This is a genomic window from Dyella sp. NPDC103356, assembly GCF_055584465.1.
This window is the reverse complement of sequence record NZ_JBVJLZ010000015.1, coordinates 52,075-70,265: the sequence shown is the minus strand read 5'-3', so window position 1 is coordinate 70,265 and position 18,191 is coordinate 52,075. Positions and strand designations below refer to the sequence as shown.

The 18,191-nt window shown below is 58.6% G+C and carries 14 protein-coding genes; 13 read left to right on the top strand and 1 reads right to left on the bottom strand.

Annotated elements, in window-relative coordinates; translation table 11 throughout:
* The first annotated feature begins 15 nt into the window (after positions 1–15).
* The 3 genes from ACZ6WW_RS22805 (at position 16) to ACZ6WW_RS22795 (ending at position 6,992) form a co-directional block, all read left to right on the top strand.
* A complete protein-coding gene (locus ACZ6WW_RS22805; RefSeq protein WP_465276243.1) occupies positions 16–4,881 on the top strand; it encodes a putative Ig domain-containing protein in 4,866 nt (1,621 codons plus the stop codon).
* Positions 4,878–5,252 (top strand): hypothetical protein, encoded by a 375-nt coding sequence (locus ACZ6WW_RS22800; RefSeq protein WP_465276242.1) that lies wholly within the window; start codon positions 4,878–4,880, stop codon positions 5,250–5,252. The genes ACZ6WW_RS22805 and ACZ6WW_RS22800 overlap by 4 nt, the downstream gene beginning before the upstream one ends.
* A gap of 765 nt (positions 5,253–6,017) precedes the next feature.
* Complete coding sequence (locus tag ACZ6WW_RS22795; RefSeq protein WP_465276241.1) at positions 6,018–6,992, top strand: transposase; 975 nt, start codon at positions 6,018–6,020, stop codon at positions 6,990–6,992.
* 1,269 nt (positions 6,993–8,261) lie between these two features.
* Here the strand turns inward: ACZ6WW_RS22795 and ACZ6WW_RS22790 are convergent.
* The gene (locus tag ACZ6WW_RS22790; RefSeq protein WP_465276240.1) at positions 8,262–8,654 is read right to left on the bottom strand and encodes a hypothetical protein; all 393 of its coding nucleotides are present in this window, start codon (positions 8,652–8,654) and stop codon (positions 8,262–8,264) included.
* Positions 8,655–9,029: 375 nt separating this feature from the next.
* Here ACZ6WW_RS22790 and ACZ6WW_RS22785 point away from each other — a divergent pair, with 375 nt between their 5' ends.
* Genes ACZ6WW_RS22785 through ACZ6WW_RS22740 form a run of 10 tightly spaced genes read left to right on the top strand, consistent with a single transcriptional unit; the run spans position 9,030 to position 18,185 of the window.
* Positions 9,030–10,163 carry a tetratricopeptide repeat protein gene (locus tag ACZ6WW_RS22785; RefSeq protein WP_465276239.1) on the top strand — a complete coding sequence of 378 codons (1,134 nt, stop codon included), beginning with the start codon at positions 9,030–9,032 and terminating at the stop codon, positions 10,161–10,163.
* A 4-nt stretch (positions 10,164–10,167) separates the two neighbouring features.
* On the top strand, positions 10,168–10,431 hold the full coding sequence (locus ACZ6WW_RS22780; protein ID WP_465276238.1) for a flagellar biosynthetic protein FliQ: 264 nt from the start codon (positions 10,168–10,170) through the stop codon (positions 10,429–10,431).
* A gap of 5 nt (positions 10,432–10,436) precedes the next feature.
* The gene (locus ACZ6WW_RS22775; protein WP_465276237.1) at positions 10,437–11,198 is read left to right on the top strand and encodes a flagellar biosynthetic protein FliR; all 762 of its coding nucleotides are present in this window, start codon (positions 10,437–10,439) and stop codon (positions 11,196–11,198) included.
* Positions 11,198–12,271 carry an EscU/YscU/HrcU family type III secretion system export apparatus switch protein gene (locus ACZ6WW_RS22770; RefSeq protein ID WP_465276236.1) on the top strand — a complete coding sequence of 358 codons (1,074 nt, stop codon included), beginning with the start codon at positions 11,198–11,200 and terminating at the stop codon, positions 12,269–12,271. Before ACZ6WW_RS22775 ends, ACZ6WW_RS22770 begins: the two co-directional genes overlap by 1 nt.
* Complete coding sequence (gene flhA / locus ACZ6WW_RS22765; RefSeq protein ID WP_465276235.1) at positions 12,268–14,334, top strand: flagellar biosynthesis protein FlhA; 2,067 nt, start codon at positions 12,268–12,270, stop codon at positions 14,332–14,334. Before ACZ6WW_RS22770 ends, flhA begins: the two co-directional genes overlap by 4 nt.
* A complete protein-coding gene (locus ACZ6WW_RS22760) occupies positions 14,331–15,008 on the top strand; it encodes a flagellar hook-basal body protein (RefSeq protein ID WP_465276234.1) in 678 nt (225 codons plus the stop codon). The genes flhA and ACZ6WW_RS22760 overlap by 4 nt, the downstream gene beginning before the upstream one ends.
* A gap of 11 nt (positions 15,009–15,019) precedes the next feature.
* Complete coding sequence (locus ACZ6WW_RS22755; RefSeq protein WP_465276233.1) at positions 15,020–15,787, top strand: flagellar hook-basal body protein; 768 nt, start codon at positions 15,020–15,022, stop codon at positions 15,785–15,787.
* Position 15,788: 1 nt separating this feature from the next.
* Positions 15,789–16,496, top strand: a complete 708-nt coding sequence (gene flgA, locus ACZ6WW_RS22750) for a flagellar basal body P-ring formation chaperone FlgA (protein ID WP_465276232.1) — start codon at positions 15,789–15,791, stop codon at positions 16,494–16,496.
* Entirely contained in the window at positions 16,486–17,073 is a 588-nt protein-coding gene (locus tag ACZ6WW_RS22745; protein WP_465276231.1) for a flagellar basal body L-ring protein FlgH, read from the top strand. Before flgA ends, ACZ6WW_RS22745 begins: the two co-directional genes overlap by 11 nt.
* On the top strand, positions 17,070–18,185 hold the full coding sequence (locus ACZ6WW_RS22740; RefSeq protein WP_465276230.1) for a flagellar basal body P-ring protein FlgI: 1,116 nt from the start codon (positions 17,070–17,072) through the stop codon (positions 18,183–18,185). Before ACZ6WW_RS22745 ends, ACZ6WW_RS22740 begins: the two co-directional genes overlap by 4 nt.
* Positions 18,186–18,191: the final 6 nt, after the last annotated feature.

Genomic DNA, 18,191 nt, shown 5'->3' with positions numbered 1-18,191 from the left:
ACGGGCGTGCCGACGGTGACTGCCGCGCTGGCCACGCAGACCATCCAGCCGGGCAATGCGGTGAACTACACCGTGCCGGCGACCAGCTTCAGCGATCCGGTGGGCATGGGACTGACCTATACCGCGACCGGCCTGCCGAGTTGGCTGAGCTTCAATGCCAGCACGCACACCTTGACCGGCACGCCGCCGAGCGCGCCGGCCAGTTACACCGTCACCATCACCGTGATGGATGTGCTGGGGCGGTCGGCGAGCAGTACGGTCACGATCACGGTACCGACGGTCCCGCCCGTGTTTAGCGGGTCACCGGTGAACCAGAGCGTGCAGTACACGCCCTTCAGCTTTACGGTGCCGGGTGCGACGGACCCCAACGGCTTGGCGATCACCTACACGGCCAGCTACTTCAACGGCTCGGCGTGGGTGGCGCTGCCGTCGTGGATCACCTTCAACGCCAGCACACGTACCTTCAGTGGGCAGGCGCCGCTCAATGGCGGGACGGGAAGCCCGGGAACCTATACGTTGGCGATCTCGGCTATCGCCAACGGCGTGGTCACCTCCTCGCAATTCAACCTGACCGTGGCGACAGTGACCGCGCCGCAGATGAATCAGCCGGCCAACCAGTCGGTCAATATCAACAATGGCTTCTCGTTTGCGGTCCCTGCGGCCACTGACGTCAACGGTCTGGCGATGACCTACACCGCGGGCTACTGGAATGGCTCGGCATGGGTGGGGCTGCCGTCGTGGATCAGTTTCAATCCCAGCACCTTGACCTTCAGTGGTACGGCGCCGGGGACCGCTCAGGTCGCGACGCTGGCCATGTGGGCCACAGCCGTGGGAACGAGCCAAGTGGGAGGCGAATCGTTTACGTTGACCGTGAATGCGGCGCCGTTCTACAACGGCAGCGTGGGCACGGGCCTGCTGCATCAGCAGAAAGCTCCGGATGGGACCACCATCAACATCAACGCGCCCAGCATCTTCACCAACCCCAACGGCCGGCCGATGACCTATCAACTGGTCTGGCAAGGTGATCAAGGTGCCGCGACGACGTTCAACACATCCACCGGCATCGGTACGCTTCTCGTCAGCGGCACGGTGGGCACGAGCTACACCTATACGATCATCGCCACCGATCCGGTGGATGGCCTGTCAGGCTCAGTGCAGTTCATTTTGCAGGTGCAGTCCAAGATCGGCACGCCGCCGGGGCCGCCGCATACACAGGTGGTGGCCGGTTCACCGTTGGAGGACGATCGTACGAATGCGGATACGTCGACGTCGAGCGTGCTCGCATTGACGCCTTCACCGGCACCCATTACATCGTCCGCACAGACGGCTAGTGCGCAGATGGTCGCCACCCCGCAGATGCTTCCCAGCCCGGACCTTCTGCCCATCGACTCGCCGCCGCGCATCGGTATCGGCAATCCACCGCCGGCCCCCGCACCGGTGCCGGTCACTGCTCCTGCGCCCGTAGGCACCGCGCCCAATCCACCGCCGCCGCCGCCGCCGCCGCCGCCGATTCCGGGCTTCGTGGCCAACTGGTTTACCTACGACCAGGACAACCGCGTGCTGGTCGCCGACGGCAGCCTGCAGAACGGTCAGATCGTCATTACCACGGCGACCAACTCCGGCCAGAACGCCTACGATCTGGCAGGGAACCTGACGCAATACACCACCGTCAATACCTCGGGCCAGATGCTGAGCGAGCGTGCGTTCTATGACACTCGCAATGACCTGACCTTGCTGCAGGCGCAGACGACGGTCGGCGGCGTCTTCGCGAGCTACCAGTCCGGTACGTACGACGCCGATGGCCGCTTGACTCGTAGCACGACCTATCAGCTCCTCAACCACACGGAGGCGGGCGTCTTCAACAATGCGCTGGTGACCTTCCGTGATGATGGCTGGATCGCCAGCGATACGGTGTATACCTATAACGCCGATGGTGAACTGACCGATCAGAGTCTTTATGCCGAAGAATCGGCGCAGAATCTGATCAATCAGTACCAAACCGCAACGGCCGTGCAGAGTAGTGCATACGCTATCCAGGAGACGTCGGGTCTGGGGGTTGCGCCACAACCGGGGAGCGCGACAGACGGCGCGTTGTTCCTGGTGACGGATAACAGCTATGCCGCAAGCGCGGGCTATGGCTACGACGCCGACCAGAACCTGTTGGGTTACCACGTCACTACCGGTGGTGCGGCGACGATCTATAACAACGCGCCAACCCAGAGCATCGCCAGTTATACCAATGCGTTTGCGCGGCAAAACAGCGCGTTGATCACGACGACCACCGACAACGCCGGTAACACGACCACCAATACCTATAACGCGCTAGGCGAGCTGACCAAGACCACCGGCCTGGTTAGCGGTACGCAACAGACTACGGTCATGGCGTATACGGCGGATGGTCAGATCCTGCAGAAGACCACGTCGGTATCGGGCCAGACCAATAACGAGGTGACCAACTACCTCTTTGCCCAGGACAACGGCGTGGGCAGCGAGGACAACCTCAAGGGCATCAATGTGCTGGCCACGACCGGTGGCTTCAGTAACGGGGTGCTGGGTACGCAGGGGTACACCGTACAATCGGGTGACACGCTGGACTCGGTGGCGCAGCAGATGTACGGCGATAGCCGTTATGCGTATCTGATCGCGCAGGCGAATGGCTTGCAGCTCGGCAGCCCGCTGACGGTCGGCATGCTGTTGCATATTCCGCAAGCGACCACGGCGACGAACTCGGCGAACACGTTCCAGCCGTATGCGCAGAGTGCGATTGTGAGTGCGAGCCAATCCGCCTGTGTAACGACGGCGCAGATGGTGGCGATGTCGATCGAGGCGGTGTTGAATCAGCAGTCGGCATTGGCGACGACGATTCAGCAGATTCAGCAGGAAAGTGTGCAGAAGGTATCGGGCGGTAAGAGGATTAGTGCGGGCGCTGGTGTGGGAGATGGGACGCCTGGTGGCGGTGCGGTGGGTGGTGGATCGCGTGGCGGCGGTGGCGGTGGCGGCGGCGATATTACCGGTGTCGGAGTTGGCGGTTTTTCCCTGGGCAACCCCGATTTTGGTGGCGGTGGTATCGAGGGTGGCGACGACGGAGATGGAGATGGCGATGGATCGGGTGGCGGGATGTCCGGCGACCTGGGTGGGCCAGAGAACACCAACAATAGTTGGGCGTACAAGGGTATCGGCGATCCGGGTTCCGATGATGGCTCATTCTGGCAAGGCCAGGGCAATGACTCCATGTCTGGAACCGATTCCGGTAGCAGTGGTGGTTCAAATAGCCAAGGTGCTATTCCGCCGTCGCTGACGATCAATAATTGGCAGACTGTCCAGCTGACGCCTGCTCAGACGGAAGGCAACTTCACGTTCAATTTTGCACAGGACGCAAACAACGCGAATGCCGCGAATTCCGCCGGTGGACTTGCGGCTGGGACGGTGGTTGAGGCGGGGAGTTACCTTGGGAACGGCTTGGGAGTGGGTGTGGCGGCAGGCTTGGCGGAAGGCATGCTGAATACAAGTGGCATAAATGTGGTTGATCAGTCTCAGTCAGCGGGTGGCGGGGCGTTTACGTTCGACTTTGCTCAAGACGCAAACAACAACGGTCAGTCGCAATCGGTTGGAAATGATAGTGGCGGGAACAACCCCATGGTTCCGGGTAGCCAGCCGGTTAACAATGCTACAAGCAGCAAGCCATATGGCTTAAATGGCAGTAATAATTCGCTTTCGCCTGGCGCACAAACTTTGTCTTCGGACGTTACTCAGCAGCGGCAGCAAATAGCTGACGGGCTTGCTTCAAACGGTGCTCCATCTGTTGACGTGAGTCAGTTGTCTGACTCGGATTGGCAGTCTTACGTTCAAGACTATGGTGCTCTAGGGGCCGGACATGGTGTCGTGGGGGCACAGGACGCGACGAATGTGTATGGCACCAGTGGTTTTGCCTGGGACAATTATGTCGGTATCGATATGTCGAACTGGTCTTTGGCAACAGCTGGCCGCGGCGTGGATGACGAAGTCTACGACGGCCCCGTAGGTATAGGCGGCCCGCCGCCAAGTGCTATACCGATGCTTAGCGTGCTAAATACGCACCTTACAGGTACGGATGAAGATCTCGGGATCGGTGCTCTCAAGGGCTTGATAAACTCAATTCCTTACATCGCCAATAGCTTGGTTGATCTCGTTCACAACGGCTCTGCGGAGTACGCGAAATTTCAAGAATGGGCTGGGGTTCTCCCGGCTGGTACAGCTGCACAATTTGCTGCAACGCCGGCATGGCATGTTCCGTATGTGTTCTCTTACTCGAACGATATGCAGGCCATCGGCGGGGCGCTTGGTACGACGGCTGGCATGGGGGCAAGCATGTTGTTGCCTGGGGTTGGCGAGGAGGAACTGGCTACTTACGCCGGTGCTACAATGACACCGGCTCGGTTGGGGTTGGAGGGGGCCGATGAGTTGTCGGGTGGGGCGGGGGCGGCTCCAAACACTGCAGATGTACCACCTCTTTCGCCGGGTGACCCACTAACCAATCCACAAAACATTGCGAATGCTCCCAGACTCTCCCAGCAGCTCACATTAGAATCAGCTGGATCGTCGTTTAATGCAGACGGCACTTTGACCCAAGAGGCGATCAATAACTCTAAGCTTGTGTATGGGCCTGAAGATCTAATGTCCGATGCTATCCCGGATGGCTACGGGAAATACACAACTCAAACGTTCCAAAGCCCGTATGGAGACTTTCAGACGCATTTTTATATGAATGCTGAAACCGGAGACGTTTACTACGGGCTAGATTACAAGTCCGTGTTTAACGAAATGTCCGGTGTGCCGAAAAATAGCTTGCAACAATTGAATGACATCACTAGACAGAATTGGCCGGGAGCTTTCCAAAAATGAAGATAAAATGCGTTCGATATTTTGATTCCCGGCGCAGGCCAGCTTCTGAGTCCGGGTGGCTGACCCTCGATAAGGTGTATCAAGTCTTGGGGGTGCGGAAGGTTGCGGATCAGAAGGTCGACTATCTGATTGTCACGAATGACCGCGATCCAGTCCCTGTAGCCCTGGGATATCATCCGGCTGAAAGTTTTGAAATTGTTAGCGACATTAAGCCCCTTAATTGGGATGAGGCAGTTTCAGGAGACGTTGTGCGAACCTTGCCAAAGGCATGGTTGCAGCCAGGATTTTTCGAAAAGCTGCACGATGGGGATCAGGATGCGTGTTCAGTGTTCGAGCAAGAGCGAGATTTGATTATGCGCATCGATCCGTGATGACAATCAAAGGGCGCGATGTCTGGGCGATGTCTGGGACACCCAAGAAATAGTCTTCCACTGACGGATCGACGCGCCGTTGAGTGATATCAACGGCCTGTGCTGAAGAGCAAGGTGTGGCGATAGCATACCCACGCCTTCAAACAGATCTGGGACACCCAAGAAGTGCGGGAGATCTGGGACGGGAGATCTGGGACACCCAAGAAGTAGCCCTACGCCGACGGACTGGCGCGTCGTTGAGTGATATCAACGACCTGTGTTGAAGAGCAATGGCTGATCTGTGGCTGATCTGGGACACCCAAGATTGGAAGGGCTGATCTGGGACACCCAAGATTGGGACGTGGCTGATCTGGGACACCCAAGAAGTGGCCCTCCGCCGACGGACCGGCGCGTCGTCGAGATCTGGGACACCCAAGAAAAGATCTGGCGAGATCTGGGACACCCAAGAAATGATCTTCCACTAACGGAAATCAAAGGGGTCCGGAAATCAAAGGGGTCAGAAATCAAAGGGGTCAGAAATCAAAGGCGAAATCAAAGGGGTCAATCAAAGGTGTCAGAACACTTTTCTTGGCCTGCCGCGAGGCCGAACGGAGGCGACGCGGGCCAGTTCAGCCTCGATGACGACCTTGCACTGATCTGGTGCACTGATCTGGGATGCACTGATCTGTGCACTGATCTGGGACACCCAAGAAGTAGCCCTACGCCGACGGACCGGCGCGTCGTTGAGTGATATCAACGGCCTGTGTTGAAGAGCAAGGTGTGTCCATGACATACCCGCGCCTTCAAACGGTCGATCCGCAAACACCGGGCTTCTTTCATTGTGTCTCCCGCTGCGTGCGGCGGGCCTTCCTCTGCGGACATGATGTTTATAGCGGGCGCTCTTATGAGCACCGCAAAACCTGGGTGGAAGACCGGTTGCTAGCGTTGGCGGAATGTTTTGCCGTAGGGCTGTATGCCTATGCCGTCATGAGCAATCACGTGCATGTCGTGTTGCACGTGGATCCGCAGGAGGCGAGCGCCTGGTCCGATGAAGAGGTGGCCGAACGTTGGGTCCGCTTATTCCCTGTGCGGATGGAAGAGGTGATCGACGAACGTCTATGCCAGGAAAAAGTACAGCGTCTGCAAGGTGATCCCGAGCGGATGGCAGAGTTGCGGAGCCGCTTGGGTAGCCTGTCATGGTTCATGCGTTGCTTGAACGAGCCGATTGCCCGTCAGGCCAATCGTGAAGATGGTTGTACCGGCCGCTTCTGGGAGGGGCGCTTCAAATGTCAGGCCTTGCTGGATGAGCAGGCTGTTCTGAGCTGCATGGCGTATGTCGACCTGAACCCGATTCGAGCGGGCATCGTGCACGATCTAGCCGCTTCCGAGCACACCTCCATTCGCCAACGTTTAAAGCGCGCTGAGACAAGACCGGCGTCCTTGAAGGCTAGACTGCGCCCCATGGCCGGTATGCTGTTAGCGCCTGCGCTTTCCCTGCGAACGATGGACTACCTGGAGTTGGTGGACTGGAGTGGCCGGATCGTAAGAGAGGGGAAGCGTGGCACGATTGCCGCGGACGCGCCGTCGATTCTGAGTAAGCTGGGTATGCAAGAGCGGCAGTGGCAGATTCAGATGTTGGGCATCGAGAGTCGCTACTGGCGAGCGGTAGGAAGCGTTGAGTCCTTGATGATCAAGGCAGGGTCGCTAGGGCAGCGCTGGTTAAAAGGGGCGGGAAGGGAAAGGCGACGTGCCTATCAATGATGCGGTACGACTACTGAAACCGCATGAGTGAATATCTAAGGCTCTGCTAAATGATCTCCACGTTGCACCAAAGTTGCTTCGAGCAGAAGCTCTTTACATCAAGTCTGAAACCAATGCGATGATCAAAATGGCAGAGAGGACGGGGTTTGCATTCGATCTGATCCTTTTAGGGGAATCTAATGAGGGCCGATTCCCAGGTGTTCCACGAATCATTTAATCTGAGAGAAGGGCTTTTGAGATATTGCCCGAAATCGCGGACACTCAAGAAATGGTTGGCTTGAAATTTTCTCAAATGATGGATGTCCTATTCCGCGTAGAGGGGCAGAATTCTTGGGACGCGCAGCAGCGTAGTAATCTCGAGTATATGCTCATTTATAGACATGGGTTCCAGTAAGATGCTATCCCTATTTGAAAATGTGATTTTCTACGACTACTGTGCTGGTCGATCGTGGCTCGAGTCGCGTGGTATGAGTCGGGAATTAGCACGTTCACGTGCAGGGATTTCATTGTTTACTTACGGGTTCGTTTTTTTTTCTTGTGCTTTTATAAGCGCAGGAAAGTGGATTGAGATGCACATCAGCGGAGAATCGTTGCAGGTTTGGTTCGTGGTCATGGGATTGATTGCGCTTGCCCTATTTGCTACTTACCATTTTATGGTCATGGGTTATTTGCACAGAAATGAGGCGCGCGCGTGGGATATATATTCAAGATACAAGAAAATAAATTACTTCTTTGAGGTTCTATTTTATGTATTACTGATGTTGCCGACTCTCCTATGCGTTGCCGCATCTGCATCAGGCCGGCCTCTTCTGGCGTTGTTTCTTTTTTTCTGCCATGCGGGTTATGTTTATCTTTTTAGTGCAGTCTTTTTGAGATATCTAAGGTTGTCTCAGATGGATACTATCTAGATATCTAAAGATATCTCGGAGACCCAAGAAATGGACCGTCGCCGACGGATCGGCGCGTCGTTGAGTGATATCAACGCCCTGTGTTGAAGAGCAAGGTATGTCCATGACATACCCGCGGCTTCAAACGGTCGATCCGCAAACACCGGGCTTCTTTCATTGTGTCTCACGCTGCGTGCGGCGGGCCTTCCTCTGCGGACAGGATGTTTATAGCGGGCGCTCTTACGAGCACCGCAAAGCCTGGGTAGAAGATCGGTTGCTGGCGTTGGCGGAATGTTTTGCGTACACGCATACAGTCCTGCAGCAAACACGAATCCAGCCATAAAACGCCAACGGTTGCTGGATAAAAATCACCACCCGGCCATCACCCTTTTCGCAAATCAACCAGAAGATCAGTAAACCTCCGCCGATACTCCGCATCGGTATCCATAGCGTTGCCGATGGCTTCAAGCATGGGAAGGAACTGCGAGTCGTTGCGGAAGTCGCTGCCGAATTCCCAGAGAAGAATCTCCCGTAGCGCGCTATCGCGAACGGTGTTGACGGAGTGGCTGTCGCTTACGTCAACGCCTTGGGTGAGTGAACTCAGTCGCTCTCGGAGCTGGCCAATAGGTGGGCGGCTTTCAACCTTCAAGTGATCGTCGTTGCCGGGCGGAGCGCCGGCCGTTTTGCTCCGGCCTGTTTTTTCCGTGCGCTCACGCGCAAGTGCGCGAAGCGTTTCGGCGAACGGAGAGGATGGGGAGATGCGATCAGATGACATGAAGTTCCTTCGACGGCGGGCCGCCGAGCAAGTGTATATCGGCCTTCCAGGCGGTCACCGCGCTGGCGCAATAAATTACGCAAGAAGCGGAAATCGTAAGTTTGTGCGTGAAGAAAATATCCTGAAAAAGTTAGTTGACAGTGAATCGGCACGAATCCTATTTTAAAAAAAGACGGCCCGGGACGGCCCAACAACCAACCCGGCATGTTGTGCGGGCGCGCAACTTGTAAGGCCGAAGGATAGGTAACGGGGGACGCGTCGGCGTGGGTAGCTGACGTGGCCAAGGAGCAGGGGAGTGTTGTCAGTCGTTGGCGGAAGGGCCGGAATCGTGTCGATTCCGTGCTGCGGTATGGTTTACCCGCAAGGGGAGGTTTTGTGACGCGCGCCGCGCAGTTGTCGGCGTTCGCCGAGCAGGACCCTGCCAATCCGATCTTGTTGTGTGATCTTCTTGACGAACTGCTGGCCGCGTCCGAGGTAGAGCGCGCGCAAGCCTGCTTACGGAAGATTTCGCCCGATATGCAGCGTCTGCCAGCCGTGCAGTTTCGTGTCGCGCGTTGCGCGCTGATAAGCCGGGACTTCACGGGCGCGGTCGACACGCTTCAGAAGCTGATCGCCGAGCAGGAGCCGGTGCAGGCCGGTGCGGTTCACGACCTGGCCTTTGCCCAACTCATGCTTGGCCTTCACGAACAGGCGTTGCAGAGTCTGGCTGCCGTATCCCCGCAAGGTGACGATGTGGTGGCATTCGCTCTTTTGAAGGCGCGCATCTTTCATCATCGCCGCGAGCACATACCCGCGATCGAGACCTTGGCCGTGTTCGTCGAAGGGCCGCGCCTTGCGGAAGTGCATGGGTTGCGTGCCTTAGTCCATCTGGATGAGGGCGACAACACGCGAGCTACCACCGAGGCGGACCGTGCCTTGCAGTTGGATCCACGCCAGCATGAAGCGTCGATCGTGCGTGGCACCTTGGCGCTGTGGGAACAGCGGGTAGAGCTGTCCAGTGCAGTATTCGAACAGATTCTCGCTGATCATCCCGACTCGGGCCGCGCCTTGCTGGGGCTTGGTCAAGACTTGATGCTACGCGGGAACATCCCGGGCAGCCGCGCTCTGCTTGAAAAGGCCGCCCGTGCGATGCCCGACCACCTTGGCACATGGCATGCGCTGGCCTGGTGCCAGTTGGTCGAGGGCGACCTGGCTGGTGCGAAGCGCAGCTTCGATCAGGCTTTTGCCGTCGACCGGACGTTCGGCGAAACCCATGGCGGAATCGCCCTGGTACATGCGTTGCGTGGTGAGCGCAACGAAGCGGAGGAGTCGATCAAGCGCGCCACACGCCTCGATCCACAGGTGCGCTCTGCGCGGTACGCGAAGAGTGTGTTGCTGTTGGACGATGGGCGTATCGATGAAGCGCGCAAGACGCTCGACGATCTGCTCGCCCAGTCGCCTCGCCGCGATGTGCCTATCGCTGCCGATTTCATATTCAAGCTGCGCGACCTCGTGCGTCCTCGCGGATAGGCCCATGGATGCCGATATCGCGATGCACCTGCTCGCCGAAACGCTGCTTACCGCCGCGAAGGTGGCCGCACCCATTCTCATCGCAACTTTGATCGTGGGCGTTGTGATATCGATTTTTCAGGTGGTCACGCAAATCCAGGAAATGACGCTGACGTTCATCCCCAAGCTGGTTGTCGTGGTGGTGATGTTTCTGGCGTTGGGCGCGTGGATGATGGCGGTCGTGGTGGAGTTCTCCAAACATATGTTTGGGCTCGTGGCGGGCATGTAGTAGTCATGAATTCCCTGGACATCGCCATCGCCGGATTTTTGTTGGCAGTCGCACGTTTCGCACCCTTGCTGATGGTGCCCGCATTCACGCCTTTTACCTGGGTCCCCAGTTCGATCAGGATGATCGTACTGCTGGGGCTTAGTCTGTTGGCCGCAGGTGTCAACCATGGCCCTGTACTGCATCTGGATATCGATCAGCCGGTAGCCTTCGTACTCGCCTTGTTGGGCGAGGCGGTATTGGGTCTGTCGATGACGCTGGCCATCGTCTTGCCGATGGCGGCACTTGGCTTTTCGGCCAAGGTGCTCGATCTGCAGTCGGGTGTGAGCGCGGCGAGCCTGTTCAATCCATCCACCCATGACACCGAATCGCTGGCCAGCACGGTCGTACAGTGGGCCGGCATGATGGTGTTTTTCTCGCTGGGGCTGCATTTGCTGCTGCTGCGCGGGATGGTTGCCACGATCGACCTCATGCCGTTGGGTCATGCCGGGCTGTTGGTGACGCCAGGCGTGCTGTTTGAAAAGCTCTCCTCGCAGTTTCTGTTCGGCCTGATGATTTCAGCGCCGACCATGCTCGGTCTTTTCGCGATCGATCTGACCGTGGCATACGCCAGCCGTTCGATGCCGCAGGCCAATGTGTATTTCGTCGCGCTGCCGATCAAGGTCATGGCCGGGTTCACCCTGCTGGGCGGTTCGTTGCGCTTTGCGCCGCCCCTGATCGAGCGGATATATCGCGACGCATTCTCTGTCCTGGCTCCGGGAGTGCGCTGATGGCCGATAACGATCAGGACAAGACCGAGCAGCCGACATCGTTTCGCTTGCAGGAAGCGCGCGAGCGCGGCCAGGTGCCGCGCAGCAGCGACCTGGCGAGTACGTTGGTGATCATCGCTTTCACTATTGCCTTCGCTGCTGCGAGTTATGGCATTGCCTCGGCGCTGTCGCGTGGAGCATCGCAAACCCTCCTGATGGCAGGTAACGCACCTGCGCCCTCGGCAAGTCTGTGGTACTGGCTGCAACGCACGTTTCAGCCAACCTGGCAGGCCATGTTGCCCATTGTCATGGCCTTGGTCATCGTTGCCGTGCTGGCGAATGTGATCCAGACGGGACCGAACTTCAGCGCGACGCCGCTCAAGCCCGACTTCTCGCGGCTCAATCCCGCGCAAGGCGTGCAGCGGCTTTTTTCGCTGCGTGTTCTGTGGGAGTTGGGCAAGCTGGTGCTGAGGCTGGGCCTGCTGGTGACGCTGGCTTGGCTGCTGGTGCCGGGCATTACCCGGCATGTGGAGTCTGCTGCCTTCGCGGCACCAACGAGCATGGGCATGCTCACGCGGTCGATCTACCTGCAGGTCACTACCTGGGTGCTGATCCTGCTTGCCTTGATCGCTTTGTTCGATCTTTGGTTTTCGCGCCGGGAATACATACGCAAGCTGCGTATGAGCCGCCGGGATATCAAGGACGAGGGCAAGCGCCGCGAGGGCGATCCGCTCATCCGTTCGCGCCGCCGCCGCTTGATGGGCGAGATGCTCAAGCAATCTCGTTCGATAAGGCGCATACCGGATGCGGACATCGTGCTGACCAATCCCACGCATCTGGCGATTGCGTTGAAGTATCGACCCAAGACCATGCGGTCGCCGTTGGTCCTGGCCAAGGGTAGCGATGCGGTGGCTGCGAGGATGCGCATGGCGGCGGCCCGATCGGGGGTGCCCTGTCTGCGTTCGCCCGAACTGGCGCGCGCGCTTTACAAGGAGTGCAAGATCGATCGCCCCGTACCGCAGCATCTGTATCGAACTCTTGCGCCGGTCTATCGCTGGCTGATGAAGCGCCCGGGCAACAGGATATTCTCTTGAGTACCTTATTTGGCCAGCTATGGAGCGGCAAGCGCGACGTGATTCTCGTGCTCGGGATGATTTTCATCCTGGTCATCCTGTTTACGCCGATCCCGGCAGGTCTGCTCGACTTTCTGCTTGTGCTCAATTTCACATCGGCTTTGCTGGTGTTGTTGATCACGTTCTTTACGGAAACGCCACTCAGCTTTTCGACGTTCCCATCGTTGTTGCTGATCACGACACTGTTTCGCCTGGCCCTGAATATCTCCGCCACGCGCCTGATCCTCGATAGCGGGAATGCCGGTCGGGTGATCAATGCCATCGGCTCGTACGTGGTGGGCGGCAACTATGTCATCGGCCTGGTAGTGTTCCTGATCCTGGTAGTCGTGCAGTACGTGGTGGTCACCAGCGGTGCGCAACGCGTGGCGGAGGTGGCGGCACGTTTCACCCTGGACAGCATGCCCGGCAAGCAAATGAGCATCGACGCCGACATGAACATGGGGTTGATCGACGAACACGAAGCCAAACGCCGTCGCGGACAGGTCGAAAGAGAGGCCAGCTTCTACGGCGCGATGGATGGCGCGACCAAGTTCGTCAAGGGCGATGCGATTGCCGGCATCATGATCATCCTGATTGATATCGTCGGCGGCCTGACTGTGGGCATGGTGCAGCACGGTATGGGTTGGGGCGACGCCGTGCATCGCTATACCTTGCTGACGGTCGGCGATGGCATCGTTACGCAGATTCCCTCGCTGATTATTGCGATTGCCACCGGCATCATCATTACCCGCGCCGCGTCCGACGCCCAGTTGGGTACTGAAATTTCGCGGCAGGTGCTATCCAATTCGCGCACGCTGTTGATCGTGTCCGTGGCCTTGAGTTGCCTGCTGGTGTTACCGGGGCTGCCGGCCTGGCCGGTGCTACTGGTGCTGCTCGGGGTTGTTGCATTGACCGTTTTCGCATCGCGTGCCAGCGCCAGGCAGCCTGAACCGGAAAAGGCGGAGCAGGAGCCTGCGGCAAAACGCGAGGAAGAGGATCTGCATCGTCTCTTGGTCGTGGAGCCGATCGAGATCCATCTGGGAACGGGTATTTCGTCCACGTATAAGGCGCGCGGGCTCGACCTGGGCGATCGTATTGCAACGTTCCGTAAACAGCATGCACTCGATTGTGGCTTTGTCCTGCCCAAGGTGAAACTCATTCAAGCGCCAGGGTTGGCCGAGGATAGCTACGAAGTTCATGTGCAAGGCACCCGGGTGGGCCGTGGTGAGTTGCGCTTCGATGCCTTGCTTGCGATCAACCCCGGAGGCAAGCGCCCTCGACTGGAAGGACGTGAAACGCGCGATCCCGCCTATGGCCTGCCGGCACAATGGATCAGCACGGAGCAACGTCAGTTCGCGCGCGGCGCGGGTTACACCCTGGTGGATCCGGAGACGGTACTGATTACCCACCTGGGTGAAGTGGCCAAGCGCCATGCCCCCGAGTTGCTGACTCGTGCGGAGACCGAACGCATGGTCGCTCGGGTGCGTGAGCAGCAGCCATCGCTGGTTGATGAGCTGATTCCCGGTGTGATGTCTTACACCGACGTGCAGAAAGTGTTGCAGCAGCTTCTGCGCGAGCAGGTCAGCATTCGGGGTATGGAAACGATTCTCGAAGTGCTGGTGGATGCTGGCAAGACCCATAAGCAAACCGAGGATCTGGTCGAGCGCGTGCGTGAGCGTATCGGGCCATCCATCTGCCAGCGTGTAAGCAATACGCAGGGGGAACTGCATGTCATGACCCTGGCGCCGGAACTGGAGCGCGCGATTATCTCCGCGGTCAGGCAGCGCGAGGGCGCCGGTGCCCTGGTTAGCGACCTTGCACAGCTCGAAGCCTTGCTTGGCGGGCTGGCCAAGCAATCGGAAGCCATGATGGCGCGCAACCATCTGCCGGTGTTGTTGTGCCCGAGCGTGGTACGCCGCCACCTGCGCGCGTTGATTCAGCGCAGCCTGCCACACGTCACCGTCCTTGGTATCAATGAAGTGCCTTCGACTGTCATGGTCAAGGCATTCGGAACCGTCACCGCCGCAGCACAGGTAGCCGCATGAGCAATGTCATTACAGGGATAGCGCGTTTTCTCAGCAACGATGTCGACGCGCTCGACGTGGTCAGCCAGAACGTTGCCAACATGCGTACCAGTGGTTATCGCGCGGAGCGACTCAAGGCAGATTTCAAGACGGATACGATGGAGTCCATACCCACCTTGAATCTCGCCGATGGCAGCCTGCATACCACGGGCCACCCATTGGATGTGGCGATTCAAGGAGCCGGCTTTTTTGTCGTCGACGTGAACGGTCAACCGATGCTGACGCGCAATGGTCAGTTTCACCTCGATGCCAATCAGCAACTGGTCGATGCGGCCGGCCATCCGGTGATGGGCGAATCCGGCCCGATCACGCTCAGCCACAGCAATGTGAATATCGACAGCAGCGGGCAGATCGTCGATGGAAAGGACACGATCGATACGTTGCGGATCGTCGGCGTGAGCTCACCCGACGGGCTGCGCGAGATGGGTGACGGCCTGTATGCGTATTCCGGCGGGTCTGGCGATTTCAACGGCAGCCTTCATCAGGGCGCACTGGAGCAATCCAATGTCGATCCCGGCGTGGAAATAGTGCGACTGATGGCATTGACGCGGCACGCGCAGTCCGTGCAACGGGCCATCCAGGCGTATGACCAGGCTTTGCAGACCGGCATCAACCATATTGGCGACAACGCCTGAGGACCGACGACATGATCGACGCGCTCTATATCGCAACCTCCGGCCTGCAAAGTCAGCAGGCACAGATCGATACGCTCTCCAACAACATTTCCAATATGCAGACGCCAGGGTACAAGGCGCAACGGGTTGCGTTCGGCGATATCGCCGTCATGTCGCCGGAACAGGTCCAGGCTGGCCTGACTCCGGAGCATGCCGGCGCGGGCGCGGAGATTCTCTCCACTCGCGCGGTGTTCTCGCAGGGGCAGATGATGCAGACCGGCAAGACCTGGGACATCGGCATTCAAGGTGAAGGGTTTCTCGAAGCGGTCGATGGCAATGGCAACCATGTGTATACGCGTGCGGGGCAGCTGCATATCGACAGTGAAGGCTATTTGGCTACTCCCAATGGCAACCGACTTGCGCAGAATCTGCAGATTCCGCCGGATGCCACCAATATCCAGATCAACCAGGATGGCCAGATTTACGCAAACGTGGGCGGAAGCACGAGTCAGACCCTGCTGGGTACGTTCGAGTTGAGCACATTTCCTTCGACTGAAGGCCTGCAATCGGTGGGAGGCAACAACTATGTGCCGACGCAGGCATCGGGCGATCCGACGGTCGGCAAGCCGAACGACAGCGGCAACGGTGCGATCATGCAGGGTTCGCTGGAAGGGTCGAACGTCGACATGATCAGTGAGATGTCGACGCTGGTGATTGCACAGCGTGCTTACCAGCTCAATGCACGCGTGCTGCAGGCGTCGGATCAGATTCTCGACACCATCAACAACCTGCGTCAGTAACATGCTCAGGCAAATCGCGACCCTGTTGTTGCTTGCGGCGCCCATGGAGGTGCCGGCCGCCGTTGCTACCCAGCATATCGATGCGGCACGTGTGGTCGCGGCCGCACGTGCATCCCTGCAGGAACAGCTGGGGGGCGATGCGGGGCGCGCGCAAGTCTCGGTCGTGGGTACGCCGGAAGACATCCAGGTGAGCCCGGGTCAAGTCACGTTACAGGCTCGGCGTTCCGTTGGGCGCTGGCCGCGCTCGCGCGTGAGCGTGCCAGTGGATATATACGTAGATGGCAAGGTGGTTCGTTCGGCGACGGTGTGGTTCGCGCTCAGCGTGTCGCGCAGCGTGCTCGGTTATGCAAGCGACGCGGCTGCGGGTGCACTTCCCGGAACGTTGACGTTCATTTCGCAGGATGCCGATGTTGCCGCCTTGCCGGCCGCGCCGGTCATGGATGCACATGAGCTCGATGGCAAGCGCTTGCGTCATAACGTGATCGCCGGGGCGCCTGTGTTGCCGGAAGATTTCGAGAAGATCCCGGACGTGGACCGCCGTGGTCGCGTCGATGTAGTGGCGTCATTCGGCTCCATTCGCATGCAGACCAAGGGCACAAGCGCAAGCGCTGGAAATATAGGCGACCTGGTATCGGTGCTTGTCGACGGGGCCGAATCTCCGGTGCATGCGCGAGTTACAGATAAGGGAGTAGTAGACGTTGTCGAATAAACTATGCGGCGTTATGTGCCTGCTTGGCCTGTGCAGCGGGGTCGTCCACGCGCAGATGGTGCCGGGCTCCATGATCGATCTGGATGCCTACCATGGCCTGGCAGCGGACAGGCGGGCGCATCAGGTCGGCGACACGCTGACCGTCGTGGTTACCGAAACCGCTCGCGCTACAGCCAGCGCCAATACCGATGCCAGCGGCAGTGTGCAACTTGGTGCAAGTACGCAAACCCATAACGCGAGCCATCGTTATGGTCTGGGACTGTCCGGCGACGACACGGGGCAGGGCAACACCACGCGTGCGGGAAGCTTGCAGGCACAACTTGCCGTGCGTGTGATCGCCATCGAAGGCGACGGCATGTTGCGTATCCATGGCGCGCAGACCGTGCTGATCAACGGCGAGAAGCAGCATTTCGCACTGAATGGCCTGGTGCGATCAGAAGATATATCGACCAATAACACTATTCTGTCCAACCGCATCAGTGAGGCGAATATCGAGTATGCCGGACAGGGCGATATCTCGGCCGCGCAGCGTCACAGCATTCTCTATCGCATCACACGTTGGTTGGGCCTGATATGAAACGGTTGCTTGCGATAGTTCTTTGTGCGCTGCTGCCGTTTACCGTTGTATATGCGGCTGGCGATAGCGTGCGGCTGAAGGAAATTGCCCGCGTTCAAGGTGTGCGCGACAACGCACTGGTTGGCTACGGGCTGGTGATCGGCCTGGCAGGCACAGGCGACACCACGAAAAACCGCCTCACGATCCAGTCGGTCGCCAATACGCTCAGCCACTTCGGGGTCAATATCAGTCCCGACGATCTCAATAGCCGCAACGTAGCGGCCGTGATGGTGACCGCGACGCTGCCCGCATTTGCCGAATCCGGTCAGAAGCTCGATGTTTCCGTATCCTCGCTTGGCGATGCCAGGAGCTTGAGTGGCGGCATTCTTCTGCTCACGCCATTGAACGGTACCGATAACAAGATGTATGCGCTGGCACAGGGGGCATTATCGGTGGGTGGTTATGAAGTCCACGCTTTTGGCAGTTCCGAGCAGAAGAACCATCCAACCGTCGGCCGCGTGCCCGATGGCGCCAACGTGGAGCGAGCGGCGCCGGTCGGACTCGCCGATGATGGCCGTACGCTGGACGTAGTGCTTTATCAGCCGGATTTCACCACCGCCGAACGCGTCGTCGAGTCCCTGCGCCGCAATGCCGGTGTGCAGGCTGTTGCCGAGCATGCAGGCAAGATCCGCGTGACGTTCGCGACGCCGCCGCAAGATCTGGTGCGTGCGATATCGATGATCGAGAGCGTGCCGGTAACGCCGGACGAAGTGGCGCGCGTGGTCGTGAACGAGCGTACCGGTACGGTGGTGTCCGGCGGTAATGTGCGCTTGAGCGGGGTCACTATTTCTCAGGGCGATCTGCGTATTCAGGTGCAGACGGACTACCTGGTGTCTCAACCCGATGGCGTGCTGGTTAATCCTTCACGCAGCATTGGCACCGCGGTGGTGCCGCAGGCGAACATCCGAGTCAACGATCCGGAAGCCAAGATGGTGACCATTCCCAGCGGGGCGACCGTTGCCGACCTGATTGGCGCCCTGCGTGCAATTCATCTCTCCACCCGTGATGTGATCACGATCCTGCAGTCGATCAAGGACGCTGGCGCTCTGCGCGGCGAACTGGTCATTCAATAACCGAGG

Bases quoted from the DNA above. Each gene is read 5' to 3' on its own strand.
- ACZ6WW_RS22800 (WP_465276242.1), top strand. From the start codon at position 4,878: ATGAAGATAAAATGCGTTCGATATTTTGATTCCCGGCGCAGGCCAGCT.
- ACZ6WW_RS22760 (WP_465276234.1), top strand. From the start codon at position 14,331: ATGAGCAATGTCATTACAGGGATAGCGCGTTTTCTCAGCAACGATGTC.
- ACZ6WW_RS22780 (WP_465276238.1), top strand. From the start codon at position 10,168: ATGGATGCCGATATCGCGATGCACCTGCTCGCCGAAACGCTGCTTACC.
- ACZ6WW_RS22755 (WP_465276233.1), top strand. From the start codon at position 15,020: ATGATCGACGCGCTCTATATCGCAACCTCCGGCCTGCAAAGTCAGCAG.
- ACZ6WW_RS22795 (WP_465276241.1), top strand. From the start codon at position 6,018: ATGACATACCCGCGCCTTCAAACGGTCGATCCGCAAACACCGGGCTTC.
- ACZ6WW_RS22770 (WP_465276236.1), top strand. From the start codon at position 11,198: ATGGCCGATAACGATCAGGACAAGACCGAGCAGCCGACATCGTTTCGC.
- flgA (WP_465276232.1), top strand. From the start codon at position 15,789: ATGCTCAGGCAAATCGCGACCCTGTTGTTGCTTGCGGCGCCCATGGAG.
- ACZ6WW_RS22740 (WP_465276230.1), top strand. From the start codon at position 17,070: ATGAAACGGTTGCTTGCGATAGTTCTTTGTGCGCTGCTGCCGTTTACC.
- ACZ6WW_RS22790 (WP_465276240.1), bottom strand. From the start codon at position 8,654: ATGTCATCTGATCGCATCTCCCCATCCTCTCCGTTCGCCGAAACGCTT.
- ACZ6WW_RS22775 (WP_465276237.1), top strand. From the start codon at position 10,437: ATGAATTCCCTGGACATCGCCATCGCCGGATTTTTGTTGGCAGTCGCA.